Consider the following 16,773-nt stretch of genomic DNA (forward strand, 5'->3'; position numbering starts at 1 on the left):
CGCCAATGATCCGCCCGCGCCATCCGCCGCGCCAGGATCGAGATCATCTCACGGTTCGCACGTGCACGCCGCGCTAATCGAAGGCGCGGTCGTTCGGCGCAGCATAGAGCGCGCGCAGTTGTTCGCTCATCGGAAACTCGAAATTCACGCCCTTGGGCGGCACCGGCTTCTCGAACCACTTCGCGTACATCGCATTGATTTCGCCACTCTTCATGAGCGCCGCCATCGTGTCGTTCACGAGTTGCCGGAACTCCGGGTCGCCGTTTCGCATCATGAAGGCATACGCCTCCGACGACTGCGGAGTGCCCACGATCACCCATTCGGAGGGCTTCGCCGTGAGCGAGCGCGTGCCGGCGAGCAGCACGTCGTCCATCATGTAGGCCACTGCGCGGCCCGATTCAAGCGTGGCACGTCCCTCGCCATAATCGCGCGCGCTGATGATGCGCATGTTCATCTGCTTGTCGATGTTCATGCGCCGCAAGATGCGCTCGGACGTCGTGCCCTGGTTCGTGAGCACCGTCTTGCCCGCGAGATCGGCGAAGTCGTGAATGCCCGAGTCCTTGCGCGTGAGCAGGCGCGTGGTCGCGACGAAGAACGTATTGGAGAAGCTCACCTGGGCCTGGCGCGCCTTCAGGTTCGTCGTGACACCGCACTCCAGGTCCACGGTGCCGTTCTGCACGAGTGGAATACGGTTTTGCGAAGTGACGGGAATGAAACGCACCTGCAGGTTCGGGCGCTTCGTCCTGAGCTTGACTGCGTCGATCACCTTGTCGCAGATGTCCTGCGAAAAGCCGATCACCTGGTTGTCGCCTATCACGTAGGAGAACGGCACCGAAGTCTCGCGATAACCAACGGCGATGATGTTCGCCGAGCGGATCTTCTCGAGCGTAGGCTGCGCGACCTGGGCGGCCGCCGGCTGCAGCAGCGAGAGCCACGGCGCGATGGCCCAGCAAGCCAGCGACAGCAGCTTCAGTCGGTTCATGGATCGGTCCTCGTCGTCACGCTTCGTCTCTCGCCGTTATTTCTCGCGGTCGAAGCATACATTTGTCGCCACAATCGATCGTCGCGCAACATGCGGGAAATACCAGGGTGTCCCGAGATGTTAAACCGATCATGAAAAAAATCAGCGGACATGGCCGCTGCTTTCATCGCTGATGCTGCGCAATCGTCGCGGCGCACGCGATCAGCCGTTGACGAGCTTCCTCGGCTGCAGCAGCGCCAGCACCGCGCCCAGCACCATGGCCGCCGAAACGCAGTACATGCCCGCGTTCGTGCTGTGCGTCACGTCCTTCATCCAGCCGATGATCGACGGGCTCACGAAGCCCGCGAGGTTCCCGATCGAGTTGATCATGCCGATGGCGGCGGCAGCCGACCCGCCCGCGAGAATCGCGCTCGGCCAGGTCCAGAACACGGGCATCGTGGCGAGCATGCCGGCCGCGCCCACCGAAAGCGCGAGCATGGCGAGCGGCACGTTGTGGCCAAACACGGTGCTGAAATACAGCCCGATTGCCGATGCCAGCGAAGCGATGGCGAAGTGCCAGCGGCGCTCGCCCGTGCGGTCGGCGCTCTTCGCGACGAACAGCATGCTGAACACGGCGCACGCGTACGGAATGGCGGTGAGCAGGCCCACGTCGAGCGCACTCTTCACGCCGCTCGCCTTGATGAGCGTGGGCAGATAGAAGCTGATGCCGTACAGGCCCATCATGCAGCAGAAGTAAATCACGGCCATGAGCCACACGCGGCCATTGGCGAACACCGAGCCGATCGATGCGTGGCCCTTGCCGGCCTGGTCCTGCGCGATATTGCGTTCGAGCACGGCCTTCTCGTCGTCCGAGAGCCAGTTCGCCGCGCGAATGCCGTTGGGCAGATAGAAGAGCGTAATCACGCCCAGCACGAGCGAAGGCAGCGCTTCGATCAGGAAGAGCCACTGCCAGCCCGTCCAGCCGTTCGTGCCGGTGAAGGCCGAGAGAATCCAGCCGGAAAACGGGCCGCCCAGCACGCCCGCGATCGGAATGCCGATCATGAAGAGCGCATTCATGCGGCTGCGGCGCGCGGCCGGGAACCAGTAGGTGAGATAGAGCACGATACCGGGGAAGAAGCCCGCCTCGGCCACGCCCAGCAGGAAGCGCACGAAATAGAACTGCGAGGGCGTCTTCACGAGCAGCGTGGCCGCCGAAAGCACGGCCCACGTAATCATGATGCGCGCGATCCACACGCGCGCGCCTACGCGGTGCATGAGGATATTGCTTGGGACTTCGAAGAAAAAGTAGCCGATAAAGAAAATGCCCGCGCCGAGACCGTAGACGGTTTCGCTGAATTGCAGGTCGCTGAGCATCTGGAGCTTGGCGAACCCGACGTTCACGCGGTCGAGATACGCAGCCACATAGCAGAGGAAAAGGAACGGCAACAGACGCAATGTCGCCTTGGAATAGGCGCGCGTCTCGAGATTTTGTAATGCGGCCTTCGACTGGCCACCGGCGATCGTATTCATGGTCTCCAACATGGTGCAAAGCGAGTGCCGCGCAACGGCGCACGGCACGATGCAAAGTGCATGATCGTAGCGACAAGCAACAAATGTTGTCAATCGTTTGTAAGCAACGGGAAGATGCGCGAAACCGCGCTGGCCTGTGGCCAGGCGCTAGAATCGTCGAACCGGGTCTCGACGACCCCCTTGCAATGGAGGACCGCGCGCCATGAATTCGACCCCGCTGCCCCGTCGCCCGCGCGTGTATCTCGCCGGCTTCGACGTCTTCCGGCGCGACGCGCTCGAGCACGGCGCACGCCTCGTCGCCGCGTGTGCGGAATTCGGCTTCGAGGGCGTCTATCCGCTCGACGCGCAAGCGCCCGCCGACCTCGACGGCCCGCGCCAGGCCGCGTGGATCTATCGCGCGAACGTCGAATCGATCCGCGCCGCCGATATCGTGATGGCAAACGTCAACGACTTTCGCGGCCCCGGCGAGCCCGACTCCGGCACCGCCTTCGAGATCGGCTATGCGGCTGCACTCGGCAAGGAAATCTGGGCCTACTCATCCGACGAAGGCACGCTCGTCGACCGCGTGCCTTCCGTGCCCGACGCGCAGGGACGCGTGTGCGAACGCGGCTACCTGGTGGAAGATTTCGGCCTGGCGAAGAACCTGATGATCGCGTGCGCGGCGCGTCTCGTGCAGGGCGACGCGCGCGCGTGTCTCGAAGCCATGGCGCAGGGGCGCACGCCATAACCGCGTGCAAGCGCCTGCGCCGACGCCTGCGAAAGCATCAGTGATGCATGGTGCTCATCGTGCTCATGCGCTGGAGTGCGCGAATGCGCGCCACCGCGGGGCGGTCCGTCACGGCGACCTGATAGAGCTTCGCGAGATCGGCCTTGAGCGCCGTGCGTGAGCCAGCGTCGAGATACACCATGTGACCCGAGGGATAGAAGCGTGCGCTCAGGTTGTCGCGCACCTTCTGGTCGAGCAGCGGCATCTTCTGCAGGTCGATCACGGTCTGGTAGAACGGCGTGACGAAGTCGTAGTAGCCGTTCGCCGAGAGCACGCGCAAATCCGGATTCAGTGCCATCACCGCCGCGAGATCGCCGGCCGTGTAGAGCACGATGTTGCCCTGCGCGTCCACGCCCTTTTGCGCGCCCGTCGGATCGATATGGCCGAAGTTCCAGTTCCTGAACGCCTGGTCGTTCAGGTCCGTGAACGACGAGTTCGTGCGGAACTTGAGCTGCTCGTTCAGGTAGCTGTTCCACATCGCCGTATAGACGCCGCTCACCGCCGTCATGGTGGGATCGTTGCCGCCCGAGTTGGGGTCGATATTGCCGGCAATGCCCGTGTCGATGGCGGTCACGCGGCCGTCGTACGAGCCGAGCGCCACGCCCTTGTCCTTCAGGAGCGACGTGAGAAAAAGCGAATTGCCGCGGCTATCGTACGAGGCGATGTCGAGATTCCACGACTCCAGCGTTTGCGTGTCGATGCCCGTGTATTGCGACAAGGTCTTGAGCGTGGCCGGAATGCTCTTGTCGTTCGCATCGGGAAACTTCGAGAGCGCCTGCAGATAATCGGTGCGCGCGAATTGCGCGACCTGCGCGGCGAACGCCTGCAAGTCCTTCGGCGCGGGCGTCACGCCAAGACGCTTGTGATACCACGCGTCGGCGGCCGCCGTGGGCAGCGCGCCCACCGGATTGCCGCTTTGCGTGTAATCGAGAATCGACGACTGCAGCGTGATGCCGTTCAGATCCACGCCATCCTCGTGCAGCCGGTAGGCCAGCACGCAACTGCGCGCCGTGCCGTACGACTCGCCATAGAGAAACTTCGGCGAATTCCAGCGATCGTTCGCCGTCAGGTAGCGCTTGATGAACTGCTTGAGCGAATCCGCGTCCTGATCCACACCCCAGAAGTCGCGATTGTGATGCGGCGCGATCGCGGCCGAATAGCCCGTGCCCACCGGATTGATGAAGATGAGGTCGCTCTTGTCGAGCAGGCTGTCCGGATTGTCTTCGAGCGTATAGGGCGCGGGCGGCGTGAAGCCCGGCATCGAGGTCTTGATGCGCCTGGGCGCATACGAGCCGAGCAGCACGAACACGGAAGACGAGCCCGGGCCGCCGTTGTAGAAGAACGTGACGGGACGATCCTGCGCCTGCACGCCGTCCTTCGTGAACGCCACGTAGAAGATCTTGGCGTTGGGCTGCGAGCTGCTCGGATCGACCGTCACGAGGTGACCCGCCGTTGCCGTATAGGCAATGACCTCCTTGCCGATCTGGATGGCGTGATGCGTGATCGCGGCGTTCTCGGTCATGTCGGTGACGAAGTCGTCGGGACCGTTGCCGTAAGCGGTGGGATCGAAGCACGGCTGGTCGGCCTGGGAGCGATGCTTGCCGTTGCCGCTCGCGGGGCTGGCCCCTTGAGCGCCGCCGTTGCCCTTGGTGGACTGCGCTTCGTCGTTCATATCGTCTCCACTTTCTGTGTTTGCGTTTGAGACAGTGAATGCAACTTCGAATGCAACCTCGGATGCAACCCGCATCGCGCCCGCCGCTTAACTCTCGCGCTCAGCTCGCGTCGCGTTAGTGCGCCGCGCTCATCCTACGCCGAGCCGAGCGCGGTTGCCACCTTGCTGCCCACCGGCGTGCCGAGGCCCGTGCAGGCGTCCCAGCCCGGCGCCGCCGAGAAGTCGCCATTGCTGCCGCTCGTCACGTCGTTGAAGGCGCCGGGCTGCGCGTAGAGCTTCGCGTTCGCGAAGCCCACGGGCGTGCCGCGCGCCGCGTTGATGCGCGTGATCAGCGCCGCCCACAGCGGCGCGACGGCGCTCGTGCCGCCCACCACCGTATCCGCGCCCGCCACGCGCACTTCGTAGCCCGTGGCGGGATCCGCGTCGGCGGCGACGTCGGGCACGCCGCGCCGCACCAGCGCGCCCGCCCCGCCGCTGCCACGCACCACGCGCAGGCCTTTTTGCCAGTCCGGCAGCGCGAACGTCGCGCTCACGCCACCGCCGGTCGCGCCGTTATCGCCTTCGCTCCAGACGGTTTCCTGCGAGATGCGTCCGTTCGACGCCGCGATGTGCGTGCCGCCGCAGCCGAGCGCGTAAGGGCTCGAGGCGGGAAAGTCGACATGATCGGCGCCGTCGCTCACGCCGTCCGACGAGCCGCTGTCGCCCGAAGCCGCGCACACGGTCACGCCGAGCGCGACGGCCGTTTGCAGCGCGTCGTTCAGCGCGCCGAGCGTTTGCTGCGACCACGCCGACTCCGGCGCGCCCCAGCTGATCGAGATGACTGAAGGCTTACGCTGGCTGTCGTGCAGCGCGGCGCTCACCGCATCGACGAAACCCGCCTCGCTGTTCGGCGCGAAATACACGGCGATGAGCGCCCCGGGCACCAGCGCGCCGGCGATCTCCACGTCGAGCGTGACCTCGGCGTCGGGGCCGTTGGGATCGCCGGTCGGCGCGTTCGTCGCCTGATCGACGGAGACGTCCTCCACGCGCGGCGCGCTCACGCCCAACTCGTTGAAATACGCGCTGAGGTCCGCCGTGTCGTAGCCGCCGCCCATTTCGATGAGGGCAATGCACTGGCCGCTGCCGTCGCCCGCGGGAAAGCTGTAAAGCTCCGCGAGCTGTAGAGGCGTGAACGATCTGGTCACCGCGCGCGCGGCGCGGATTGGCGGACGGATGGGGATGCCGGGTGCATCCGCCGCTGCCGGCGCATTGGTTAGATTCGTCGGCACGATGCGAAAGTGCGGCTGCGCCTTCGCGCGATTGTCGAGCCCCACCACGGCGGTGACGACCTCGTGCATGTCTTCCGGCAAATGCAGGGGGCCGCTCGGCTGGTGAAAGTGATGCGTGGTTTTGCCGACCTGATGCTCGAAGCGCTGCAGGTCGATGCCGAAGGCGGCGTTGTACTGCTGCACCGTGCCCGAGAGCACGACGCGGCGCGCCGAGGCATCGGCCTGTTCGACGGCGAGCCCATGCGCGCTCGCGAACTGCTCGACACGCTCGATGTCGGCGGCGCTCGCGCCGAAGCGCCGCTCATATTCCTCGCGGGACACCGGCTGCGCGGCGGGATCATTCGCGGCGAGCCGGTCCACCAGCTCGTGAAATTCCGCCGACGCCTGACGCCGCAGGATCAGCACGATCCGGAAGCGCTCCGCCGGGTCGCAAGCGCCGACGCACTGCGCGCCGGCGGGTGCGGGATGTTCACTGCCTGCCAAGGGAAGCTGCCTGGTCATGGCCGGTTTCTCCTTCATGAAGCGCGTGCCTGGATTCTGGCCTTCGGACACGCGTTGAATTACGGGAGTTCCGCGCGCCAAACCGGCCCGGAATGCCGTACAAAATCGTTGGGATATTCACGCAGCATGCACGCCGCACGAGCGGCCCGCCACGCAGCACGAACGCAAACGACGCGCTGTGCGCATTCGGCATGCCCGTCAGAACCGTTATACACCGGAGACGATTGCAAAGTTGTCACGGCGACGCGGGAAGGCCAGGTCGCGGAGAATGTTGGGGAGGTGATGCGAGATGGGCGAAACGCGCGCGGGCGCTGAGCCCGCGCGCTTGAAGTACCCCGTAGCGTGGTTGTGCCGCTATGGAGTTTTTATGCCGCAGCGGCCAGCGCCGCCGGCAGATGCGCTTGCAGATACGCTTCGAACTCGTCCTTGACCTCCGGATGGCGCAGCGCGAACTCCACCGTCGCCTTGAGGTAACCGAGCTTGCTGCCGCAGTCGAAACGCGTGCCCATGTAGCGGTACGCGAGCACCTGTTCGTCGGTGAGCAGCGACTGCAGGGCATCGGTGAGCTGAAGTTCGCCGCCGGCGCCCGGCTTCAGCGCGCGCAGATGTTCGAAGATCGTGGGCATCAGCACGTAGCGGCCCACCACGCCGAGATTCGACGGCGCGACTTCCGGCGCCGGCTTTTCGACGATGCCCGACAGCTTGAACACATCCTCTTCCCACTCGCGGCCATCGACGATGCCGTACGACGCGCTGTCTTCACGCGCGATCGATTCGACGCCAACCACCGAGCTGTGATAGTGATTGAACGTGTTCACGAGCTGCTTCATGACCGGCGTGGGGCTGTAGAGCAGGTCGTCCGCGAGAATCACGGCGAACGGCGCGCCGCCGACGAGCTTTTCCGCGCACAGCACGGCGTGGCCCAGACCGAGCGCCTCGGCCTGACGCACGTAGAAGCAGTCCACATTGGCTGGCTTGATGCTGCGAACGACGTCGAGCAGCTTTTGCTTGTTGCGGGCTTCGAGTTCGCATTCGATCTCGTACGACTTGTCGAAATGGTCTTCGATCGCGCGCTTGCTGCGGCCGGTCACGAAGATCATTTCGGTAATCCCCGCAGCGATCGCCTCTTCCACCGCGTACTGAATGAGCGGCTTGTCGACGATCGGCAGCATTTCCTTCGGGCTCGCCTTGGTGGCGGGCAAGAAGCGCGTCCCAAGGCCTGCAACAGGAAATACCGCTTTGGTTACTTTCAGCATGATGTCCATTCCCAGATCGTTCGTTTGAGTCTCGGTCTCGCAGCGAGGCAAGCCGACTTCCCCGAGGTTCTGCCGTGGCAGATTCTTGTATTGAATAAAATTGTTTAGCGCCTTTTATGGAATAAAAAAAGGCCAATAAATTCGGATTGCGCGCTTCCAGCATAACACCGGAAATTATTGCCATTCACACCGAATAATTCCAGACAGATCGGCATGAATTTCCTGCTCCATCTTGTGTCATGACGCGCCTTGTTCGGGCGCAGTCTACTCCGCTTCGTCGGCGGGCGGCAAGGCTGCGGAGCGCGTGCGTGCGCGCCGGATAGGCTCATTGCGCAACGCCTCGCGATACGCGGACACCCCCACGAGTATCAACAGCACGGCCACGCCGGCCAGCAAGTGCAGGTTCATCGGATTCTCCAGCGACCATAGTCGATCACACTCAAACTAGCATTCCAAATTCGATAAATAAACCGCTTTGTTTTTCAAGCCATTTATTTCTCCATTTCTCATTTCCGCGCGAATACATTTTGAAAATATTTTGCTTACTTCCCTCGCGCGCGCGCCCCTAAGATCGCCGGGTACTCTCCCCAAGGACCGGCTGACACCGATGAGCGATCCCGTACTCCAAACCGCCATGCCGCCTGCATCCGCCCTGCCTGCCGCCGCTGCCACTGCAGCGCGGCCCGTGGCCGCGGCCCGCGAGCTTGCCGGCGAGCATCTGATCGAAGCCCTGCGCGGCTTTGCAGCCTTGCTGGTGGCCTATTTCCATTGCCGCCAGGTCACCTGGATCGGCATGGGCGCGTTTCACCAGTTGCATGCCAGCCTCGCGAGCCCCGGCACCCTTGCCGCGTGGCTGACGTTCCCCATTGCGTGGGGATCGGCGGGCGTGCCGATTTTTTTCGTCATCAGCGGCTATTGCATTCACCGCAGCGGCGCCGCGCGGCTCTTTTCGAACCCCGATTTCCGGCTCGACGCGCGGCAGTTCTGGCTGCGCCGCTTCGTGCGCATCTATCCGGTGCTGCTCGCCGCGTTGCTGCTCACGCTGGCTGTGGATTCGGTCAGCCTTTCGCTGCTTCCGGTGAGCCACAAGATCAACGAGATCGGGGCGCGCGATTTCTTCGTGAACCTGTTCTCGCTGCAGGGCGTGGCCGGTAAGACGTATGGCTCGAACGGCGCGCTCTGGACCCTTTCGCTCGAAGTGCAGTTCTATCTGCTGTACCCGCTGCTCTTCGCAGCGCGGCGCCGTTTCGGCCTGAATGTCGTGCTTGCCGCCGTGGCCCTCATCAATGTCGTTTCCGCGTTGACGCTGGAGCGGCATGACATCATTGTCTTTACGTCGTACTGGTTCTCGTGGATGCTCGGCGCATGGATCGCCGAAGTGCGTTTGCGCGGGTCGTCGGGGTTTCGGTTTGCTTACCCTGCTGCGGGGCTTTTCGCCGTGGCCGGTTGTGTGGCGTTTCACTTCGGGCAGTTTGGGGCGTTCCAGCTCTGGGCCTGTGCGTTTGCCTGCTATCTCGTCAAGGCCCTTGCGCGGCCTGCGCCTGCTTCTCCCGGCTTGATGCAGGCGCTGTTCTCCAGGATCGGCGATTTCAGTTACTCGCTCTATCTCATTCATTTGCCGCTCTTCGTGCTGCTCGGGTCGCTACTGTTCCGCTCCGAACTGCAGACTTCGATCTGGCCTTCGTTTGGGTTCACGCTCGGCGTCATTCCCGTTGCCTGGGTGTTCTATCGGCTATTCGAGAAGCCTGCGCTTAATGCTGCTGGTCGGCTTAGGAAGCGGGTTGTCGTTTGAGCTTCGCTTTTGGCTGCTTTTTTGGCCTTTCCTTGTTTTCGCGTCGGTATGCAGGTGTTGCCCCTGTGCGGGGCGGCACCTACTTCTCTTTGCCAGCGGCAAAGAAAAGTAGGCAAAAGAAAGCCGCTCAAACCGCTAGGCCTGCCACGGTTCACATCTCGCCGTTAATGGTGAGTGGCTCCGGAGCGTCTGTCACCTCGCACCACTAAAGCTAGTGGCAAGGCGCTCATTCATCCCGCTGCTCGCTACGCGCGCTGCGGTTGGGTCTGCATGGGAAACCAGGTGGCACGCGTGAGAATTCGCGAGAACTCATGTGCCCCACTGGGGTTTGGTTATGCCCTTCGGCGCGCGGAGCGCCGCCGGAAAGATGAGCGCCTTGTCACTCCGGTTGGGGGCGAGTGGTGACAGACGCTCCGGAGCCATTCACCATTAACGGCGAGATGTGAACCGTGGCAGGCGCTAGCGGTTTGAACGGCTTTCTTTTGCCTACTTTTCTTTGCCGCTGCAAAGAAAAGTAGGTGCCGCCCCGCACAGGGGCAACACTCGCATACCGATGCGAAAGCAAGGAAAGGCCAAAACGGCAAAGCGCCGCGACCAAGGCCTAAAAAAACCAACTACTTGCCACGAGCAACAACCCCATCCAACACGCGCTCGACAGCATCAACATACTGCTGCTTCCCAAACCGTTCCCGAGCAGTAGCAAGCCCTTGCGCAGCAAGCCCATCGCGCAACGCCGCGTCATCGTGCAGTCTGGCGATAGTGGCAGCCAGCTCCTTCGCGTCACCTGGCGTACAGAGCAACCCGCTCTCACCATGCTCGACAATCTCAGTCACACCGCCATCACGCGAGGCGATCACCGGCCGCTGCGCCAGCATCCCCTCCACCACCACACGCCCAAACGGCTCAGGCGTAATAGACGTATGCGCGATCACATCGACGGCACGCATGCACGCAGCAATGTCATGCCGGAAGCCGAGAAAATGCACACGCTCCTGCAGCCCATTCGCTTCGACAAACGCATGCAGCTCAGCGGCATACGCATCCTCACCGAACAGCGGCGCCCCCACAAACACGGCATGCGCACGCGGCTCGTCGAGCAACGCTTCGAGCAGCACGTGTTGGCCCTTCCAGCGCGCAAGACGGCTGAACGCACCCACGAGGAACGCATCCTCGGGCAAGCCGATCTGCGCGCGCAACTGAGCCTGCGGCACGCGCGCGAGCGCACGGAACGGCGATTCATCCACGCCGTTGTGCACCACGTCGATGCGCTTCGCGTCGAAGCGCGTGAGCTGCGCAAACACCTTCGCCGACGCATGCGAGTTCGCGATCACATGCGCGAGTCCCAGCTTCGCGCAGCCCTTGATCACGGCGCGCTGCACACGGCCGAAATGCTCGTCACTCACGATGTCACGCAAATGCCAGACCACCGGCTTGCGTGCGAGCTTGCCCGCGAGCACGCCGATCACCATCGCACGCTGCGTGTTGGCGTAAAGCACGTCGGCTCCGCGCGCGCGGCGGCGCGTCTCGCGCACGAGCGCGGCGATGCCCGCAAGCACGCCCAGTCGCGGCGCCGAGCCGCCATCGCGGCGCACGTTGCTCAACGCGCCCGAATCGAGCACCTCCACACGCGCACCGGCTTTGTCGAGCGCCTCCCTGAAGGGTCCGTCATTGAAGAGCAGCACGTCGATACGCGAGCGCAAGCCCTTCACCACTTCCAGCAGCGATAGCTCGGCACCGCCCAGCACGCCGCTCTGGTCGATGGCGAGCACGCGCGGCGCTTCCGGTGCGTCCGCTTCGATCTCAAACGGTGCCGCGCCGTGTGCCGAGCCAGCCTGCGCAATCGTCGGCACCGCCTTCGCCACACGCGCGAAGAATTGCTCGCGGAAATGTCGCGAAGAAAAGCGCTCGGCGTTCGCGCGGCAATCCTCGGCGCGGAATCGGCCTGGATCGCTTTCGAACGATTCGACGGCATCGATGATCGCGTCTGCGTTTTGTTCTTCGAAGAACAAGCCCGTTGGGCGCGAACCGGTGTCGCGCACCGTTTCGAGCGCGCCGCCCTTGCCGAATGCAATCACGGGCGTGCCGCAAGCCTGCGCCTCGACCACGGAAATGCCGAAGTCTTCTTCCGCTGCGAACACGAAGGCCTTGGCGCGCCGCATGCGGTCGTGCAGTACGGCGAACGGCTGATAGCCCAGCACTTCGACGTTGGGCGCCGCCTTCGCGCGAACCTTGTGCATGTCGGGGCCGTCGCCGATCACCACGAGACGGCGCTCGGGCATGCGCGCGAACGCCTCGACGATCAGGTCGATCTTCTTGTACGGCACGAGCCGCGAGGCGGTCAAATAGAAGTCTTCTTTGGTGGTTTCCAGTTCGAACGCGTCGACATCCACGGGCGGATAGACCACCTCGGCCTGGCGCTGATACACCTTCTGAATGCGCCGCGCGATGAACTCCGAGTTGGCGACGAACTGGTCCACCGAATTCGCCGTGCGCACGTCCCAGTTGCGGATGTAGTGCAGGATCAGGCGCGCGAGCATCGACTTCGGCCCGCGCGTGAGGCTCGACTCCTGCAGGTACTGATGCTGGAGGTCCCACGCATAGCGGATCGGCGAATGCACGTAGCTGATATGGAACTGGTCCGGTCCGGTGAGCACGCCCTTGGCCACCGCGTGGCTGCTCGAAATCACCACGTCGTAGCCCGACACGTCGAGCTGTTCGATGGCGAGCGGCATGAACGGCAGGTACGCGCGATAACGCTTGCGCGCGCCGGGCAGCTTCTGGATGAACGAGGTCGTGGCGCGCTTGCCGCGCAGGAACGTGCGGTCTTTCGCATCGACGAAGTCGACGACCGAGAACAGGTCCGCATCCGGAAAGCAGGCAAGGATCTGCTCGAGCACGCGCTCCGCGCCCGCGTAGGTCACGAGCCAGTCGTGCACGATGGCCACGCGCGGCGCACGGCCTGCGGCGAGCGCTGGCCGCAGCGGCCGCAGCGGCATGACGGCGCCCGTTTCGGGCCGTCGCGGTTTGGTAGCGTCGCGCCGTTGAATGGGCGCGGCGGCGCTTTCGGACGGCGCCGCTTCGTCGATCAGTTCGTGACTCATGCGCTTTTCCGTGAATTCAGTCGAAAGAGAAGGGAACGGGCGTAGCCGCGCAGCATCGGCGTGGTCGCAACGGACCACACCACGTTGGCGAGCGCGAGCACGACACCGGCGCCGATTGCGTACAGCGCGTCCGGCAGCCACCACGCAAGTGCGAGCGCGGCGGCGAGAAAACTCAGGTGTGCAAACATATCGACGATGATCGTGCGGCTATGAATGCGCGAAAGCCACAGCAGCACGACGTAGTCGAACAGCGCGCGAAACAGCACGGCGGCGGCCGCGCCCGGCAAGCCGTAGCGCGATATGCCGAGCCACAGCAGACCGGCAAAGAGCGGCAGCTCCACGAGCCCGACGCGCGCCGCGACAGCCGGATTGTTTTGCGACTGGATGAGAATGCGCGTGACGCCTGCCTGCCCGACGAGCCAAACGGCGATGATCAGCACGCGTCCAACCGGCGCACCATGCCCGGCGATCACGGGCCCGACCCACGCATGCAGGAAGGGCTGCAGCACCACGATCGCGCCGATGGCGATGGGCGTGAACACGGCATTGAGAAACTGCAGCGACTGCGCGGCGATCTCATCCGCATGCTCGCGGCCCAGCGCGGAGAGGCGCGGAAACAGCGTGCGCACGAGCGCATTGGGCACCATATTCAGGCGCGTGACGAGGTTCTGCGGCACGGTGTAGTACGTGACGAAGCGCGCACCGAGGCCCGCGCCCAGCATCATGCGGTCGAGCGAATCCGCGATCATCGTCGTGATGCTCGCGACCAGCATCCAGCCGCCGAAATTGAAGAGCGCCTTCGAGGTATCGAGGCGCGGCCCGCGCACCTTGCGAATGCCGAGCACGCGCAGCGCCGAGCGGCCGAGCAGGATGGCGGCCGCGAGACGCGCAAACACAGCGGCGGCCAGCACGGTCTGCAGATTCGGTTCGTACGCCCAGGCGGCGGCGAGCGGCAGCAGCTGGAACAGGAACGTGCCGAGCGTCTGGTTCGTGTTGTAGATGCCGAAGCGCTCCGCGCCGTTGATCGCGCCCGCGAACACCCACGAGACGTTCGCCACCGGAATCGCCACGGCGAGCCAGGGCAGCGCGAGATAGACTTCGTGCCGCAATTCGGGCGTGACGTGCGTGAAATACGCGGTATAGAGCGCGCCGCCCGAATAGATCAGCAGGCCGCCAATCGCGCCGGTCGTGAAGTTCAGCCAGAACGCGCTCCAGAACACGCGCTCGCAGGCGTCGGCGTCTTTCGACGCATACGCCTTCGAGATCTGGTTCTGCGCGGCCATGCTCATGCCGAGGTCGAGCACGCTGAAGTAGCCGATCAGGGTCCAGACAAGCGCGATCACGCCATAGCGCTCCACGCCGAGCAGGCGGATATACGAAGGCACCGTGACGAGCGACACGAAGGTCGGCAGCACGAGACCGAACAGATTGATTGCGACGTTGCGCAGTATTCCTTTGTCCATTAGGTATCCAGTTGCGTGGCCCGTAACGGGTCAGGCCGGTTTCCAGCGGTACATGAGCACCTTGCCGCGCGCGTCTTCCTCGACGAACACGAGGTATTCGCCGTTCGCTTCGCGATGCGCGGTGATGCCGAACGGCACGTCGACCCAGCCCGAGGTGTTGCCCACTTCCGCGCCCGGGCCGAAGGTGCCGATCTCCTTCGCACTGTCCTTGTCGTACACGTGGACGTTGCCCGCGGGCTCGACCACGAACACGTACTGGCCTTCCACCGTGAGCCCCGCGGGCGTGACGGGCGGTTTCGCTTTCGGGTCCCACGGCAGGCGCAGCATGTAGTGCTGCTCGGGGTGGCCGCTCGACCACTTGTCGTAGCGCACCAGCACGCGCCCCGCTTCCTTCCAGAAGCCGGGATCGTGCGGCGCATCGGCCGTATAGCCCGTCACGTAGAGCGTGTCGGTTTGCGGCTCGTAGATCGCGCGATGCACTTCGGTGAACGGCGCGGGGACCGCGTACTTGTCGAGCTTGTCGTACGAGTAGATCGGGTTGCCCTTCGCGTCGAGCCCGCCAAAGCGGAAGCGCCAGATGCCCTTGTCGTCGCGCGCGCGCCAGATGTCGCCGCGCGTGTCGATCCACCAGCCCCAGCCGCCGGCCAGATGGTCGCGGCCCGGATTGCGCGTGAATTCGTCGGCGTCGAGCGCGCCGTTGCCGTTCGCGTCGCGCCAGATCCAGTCGCCGCCGGGCGGCGGCGCGTTCGGCACGTTCTGCACCCCGCGGCCGCGGCCCGCGATGAAGCCCGAGGGAATCGCGGTCTCGCCGTCGCGCTGCGCGTCGAAGCGGTAGATCTTCAGGTGGTCCGCGTACATGTCGGTGAGGAACAGGAACGTGTGCCCGTTCAACACGCGCGCGGTAGGCAGGCCCGGCCACTGGTCGGTGTGAAAGACCGGATCGTCGGGATAGCGGAAACGATTGGACAGGAATCCGACATATTTCCAGTCCTGCCCCGGCGGCTTCGACAAGTCGAGTTCGAAGCGCTTGTTGCCCGTATAGACGCTGTTGGGGCGCTGTGGGTCCACCCACGCGCCGTCCACGAACAGCAGCCCTTCCAGGTTCCACAAGCGCTTGCCGGCAGGCGTATAGGCCTCCAGCGTTGCGCCAAGACCCGCCCCGATGTTGTCTTCGTGCTGCGGCCCGACACCGTTGGTCGAGACGTAGATGTTCCCGCGCGCGTCGGTGCCAACGCCCGTGAGGCCATTGAAGCGGCCCGGACCCGGTCGCCCGGCGACGCCCGAGAGGATGCCGCCGCGCTCGCCGAGCGTGGCGCTCTGCGTCCACGTCTTGCCGTTGCGCGTGAAGATGAGGATCTGCTGGCGCGGCCCGTTATCGGCGATCAGCAGGCGTTGCTGCGGATCGAACGCGAGATCCACCGGCACCGAATCGTCGGGCAGCGCGAGCGTGTCGTCGAGGCGCTTGCCGTCTGCCGAGTAATGTTCGACGCGCGGGTGCGCGGCGCCCTTGCCCGCTTCGGCGCCCGTCAGCACCCACACCGACCCGTCGGCCGCGAGCGCGATGCGGCCCGGCGCCTGCACGTCCCATTGCCCCTTGCGCTGCATCGAGTTCGCGTCGTACACCTCGATGCGGTTCATCGGCGTGTTGCTCACATAGAGCGTCGAATCCGTCGCGGCGAGTCCGCCAATGTCGGCATGCGTGCCGGCGGCCACCTCGTTGATCTTCAGGAACGACGCGGAAAGCTGCGCATGCGGATTGAGCGGATCGGGCGAGGCCTGAAACGCGGCGGCGCGCTTGGGCTCGTCGAGCGGCCGGCGCGTGATGCCGTACCACTGGCTGCCCTTCGCGGGCCAGATACCGCTGCCGACCAGATGCCCCTTCTCGTTGCCCACGCCAACCGCCGCATACAGATAGCGATGGTTCACGGCCACGGCGTTGCCGCCGGCGCCGCCCCAGCCGTGCGTGCCGCCGGCAAAGCCGAGCGGCTTGCCGTCCTGGTACGCGCTGATCTCGGCGCCGCTCTCGTCCCACGGCGCGTTGGTGAACACCTTGCCTTCGGGCGTGACGGCGATGGCCGTGACGTTGATTTGCATCCACGTGCCCTGGCCGTTGCCAAAGCTATTGCCGATCCACGAGGTCGTCACGTTGAGTTGCGGCGCGGCGATGGTCTGAACCGACGACGTGCAGATAAACGTGCACATCGCGGCCAGTGCCAACGTCCTGCGCAAGCGTCGATCGGGATTCGATAACGGCAAGGCAAATTCCTCCGGTCTGATGACGGCAATCTGCCAGGATCATGCCGTACAAACCCGGTGAAAAATCGCCTCCAAAAAAGGGAAAATAATTCAAAAAAATTCAGTATTTATGACCCATTTCTGAGCCATTCGGAAATAAATTCTCAAACGCCGATATCACGCCGAAAAGGCCGTGCGGTGCGGTGTTCAGCTAGGCCAATCCCGATT

The 16,773-nt window shown here is 64.2% G+C and carries 11 protein-coding genes; 2 read left to right on the forward strand and 9 right to left on the reverse strand.

Annotated features, from left to right (window positions below):
- Positions 1 to 73: 73 nt before the first annotated feature.
- Together M3A49_RS01445 and M3A49_RS01450 are read right to left on the reverse strand one after the other, a co-directional pair.
- Entirely contained in the window at positions 74 to 982 is a 909-nt protein-coding gene (locus tag M3A49_RS01445; protein ID WP_266227201.1) for a glutamate/aspartate ABC transporter substrate-binding protein, read from the reverse strand.
- Between the two features lie 201 nt (positions 983 to 1,183).
- Complete coding sequence (locus M3A49_RS01450) at positions 1,184 to 2,491, reverse strand: MFS transporter (protein ID WP_266227202.1); 1,308 nt, start codon at positions 2,489 to 2,491, stop codon at positions 1,184 to 1,186.
- A gap of 202 nt (positions 2,492 to 2,693) precedes the next feature.
- Between M3A49_RS01450 and M3A49_RS01455 the strand changes: the two genes are divergently transcribed.
- Positions 2,694 to 3,218 carry a nucleoside 2-deoxyribosyltransferase gene (locus M3A49_RS01455; protein ID WP_266227203.1) on the forward strand — a complete coding sequence of 175 codons (525 nt, stop codon included), beginning with the start codon at positions 2,694 to 2,696 and terminating at the stop codon, positions 3,216 to 3,218.
- A 37-nt stretch (positions 3,219 to 3,255) separates the two neighbouring features.
- On the opposite strand, the gene M3A49_RS01460 is transcribed toward M3A49_RS01455, so the two are convergent.
- The 4 genes from M3A49_RS01460 to M3A49_RS01475 form a co-directional block, all read right to left on the reverse strand.
- Entirely contained in the window at positions 3,256 to 4,929 is a 1,674-nt protein-coding gene (locus M3A49_RS01460) for a S10 family peptidase (RefSeq protein ID WP_266227204.1), read from the reverse strand.
- Positions 4,930 to 5,063: 134 nt separating this feature from the next.
- Positions 5,064 to 6,698, reverse strand: a complete 1,635-nt coding sequence (locus M3A49_RS01465) for a S53 family peptidase (protein WP_266227205.1) — start codon at positions 6,696 to 6,698, stop codon at positions 5,064 to 5,066.
- Positions 6,699 to 7,063: 365 nt separating this feature from the next.
- Positions 7,064 to 7,954, reverse strand: a complete 891-nt coding sequence (galU, locus tag M3A49_RS01470; RefSeq protein ID WP_266227206.1) for a UTP--glucose-1-phosphate uridylyltransferase GalU — start codon at positions 7,952 to 7,954, stop codon at positions 7,064 to 7,066.
- A gap of 264 nt (positions 7,955 to 8,218) precedes the next feature.
- Entirely contained in the window at positions 8,219 to 8,362 is a 144-nt protein-coding gene (locus M3A49_RS01475; RefSeq protein ID WP_169739118.1) for a hypothetical protein, read from the reverse strand.
- Positions 8,363 to 8,561: 199 nt separating this feature from the next.
- Between M3A49_RS01475 and M3A49_RS01480 the strand changes: the two genes are divergently transcribed.
- Positions 8,562 to 9,746, forward strand: coding sequence for an acyltransferase family protein (locus tag M3A49_RS01480; protein ID WP_266227207.1), 1,185 nt, complete (start codon positions 8,562 to 8,564; stop codon positions 9,744 to 9,746).
- A 614-nt stretch (positions 9,747 to 10,360) separates the two neighbouring features.
- On the opposite strand, the gene M3A49_RS01485 is transcribed toward M3A49_RS01480, so the two are convergent.
- The 3 genes from M3A49_RS01485 to M3A49_RS01495 are packed head-to-tail and all read right to left on the reverse strand — an operon-like array spanning position 10,361 to position 16,512.
- Positions 10,361 to 12,847: a glycosyltransferase family 4 protein gene (locus M3A49_RS01485; RefSeq protein WP_254356711.1), complete on the reverse strand. Its 2,487-nt coding sequence runs from the start codon at positions 12,845 to 12,847 to the stop codon at positions 10,361 to 10,363.
- Complete coding sequence (locus M3A49_RS01490) at positions 12,844 to 14,310, reverse strand: flippase (protein WP_266227208.1); 1,467 nt, start codon at positions 14,308 to 14,310, stop codon at positions 12,844 to 12,846. The genes M3A49_RS01485 and M3A49_RS01490 overlap by 4 nt, the downstream gene beginning before the upstream one ends.
- Before the next feature lie 30 nt (positions 14,311 to 14,340).
- A complete protein-coding gene (locus tag M3A49_RS01495) occupies positions 14,341 to 16,512 on the reverse strand; it encodes a hypothetical protein (protein ID WP_266227209.1) in 2,172 nt (723 codons plus the stop codon).
- Between the last annotated feature and the right edge of the window lie 261 nt (positions 16,513 to 16,773).

Source organism: Paraburkholderia sp. CNPSo 3076, assembly GCF_026343935.1.
Classification (GTDB): Bacteria; Pseudomonadota; Gammaproteobacteria; order Burkholderiales; family Burkholderiaceae; genus Paraburkholderia; species Paraburkholderia nodosa.

Coding starts and splice junctions, on each gene's coding strand:
- M3A49_RS01445 (WP_266227201.1), bottom strand. CDS start 982: ATGAACCGACTGAAGCTGCTGTCGCTGGCTTGCTGGGCCATCGCGCCG.
- M3A49_RS01450 (WP_266227202.1), bottom strand. CDS start 2,491: ATGAATACGATCGCCGGTGGCCAGTCGAAGGCCGCATTACAAAATCTC.
- M3A49_RS01455 (WP_266227203.1), top strand. CDS start 2,694: ATGAATTCGACCCCGCTGCCCCGTCGCCCGCGCGTGTATCTCGCCGGC.
- M3A49_RS01460 (WP_266227204.1), bottom strand. CDS start 4,929: ATGAACGACGAAGCGCAGTCCACCAAGGGCAACGGCGGCGCTCAAGGG.
- M3A49_RS01465 (WP_266227205.1), bottom strand. CDS start 6,698: ATGACCAGGCAGCTTCCCTTGGCAGGCAGTGAACATCCCGCACCCGCC.
- galU (WP_266227206.1), bottom strand. CDS start 7,954: ATGCTGAAAGTAACCAAAGCGGTATTTCCTGTTGCAGGCCTTGGGACG.
- M3A49_RS01475 (WP_169739118.1), bottom strand. CDS start 8,362: ATGAACCTGCACTTGCTGGCCGGCGTGGCCGTGCTGTTGATACTCGTG.
- M3A49_RS01480 (WP_266227207.1), top strand. CDS start 8,562: ATGAGCGATCCCGTACTCCAAACCGCCATGCCGCCTGCATCCGCCCTG.
- M3A49_RS01485 (WP_254356711.1), bottom strand. CDS start 12,847: ATGAGTCACGAACTGATCGACGAAGCGGCGCCGTCCGAAAGCGCCGCC.
- M3A49_RS01490 (WP_266227208.1), bottom strand. CDS start 14,310: ATGGACAAAGGAATACTGCGCAACGTCGCAATCAATCTGTTCGGTCTC.
- M3A49_RS01495 (WP_266227209.1), bottom strand. CDS start 16,512: ATGTGCACGTTTATCTGCACGTCGTCGGTTCAGACCATCGCCGCGCCG.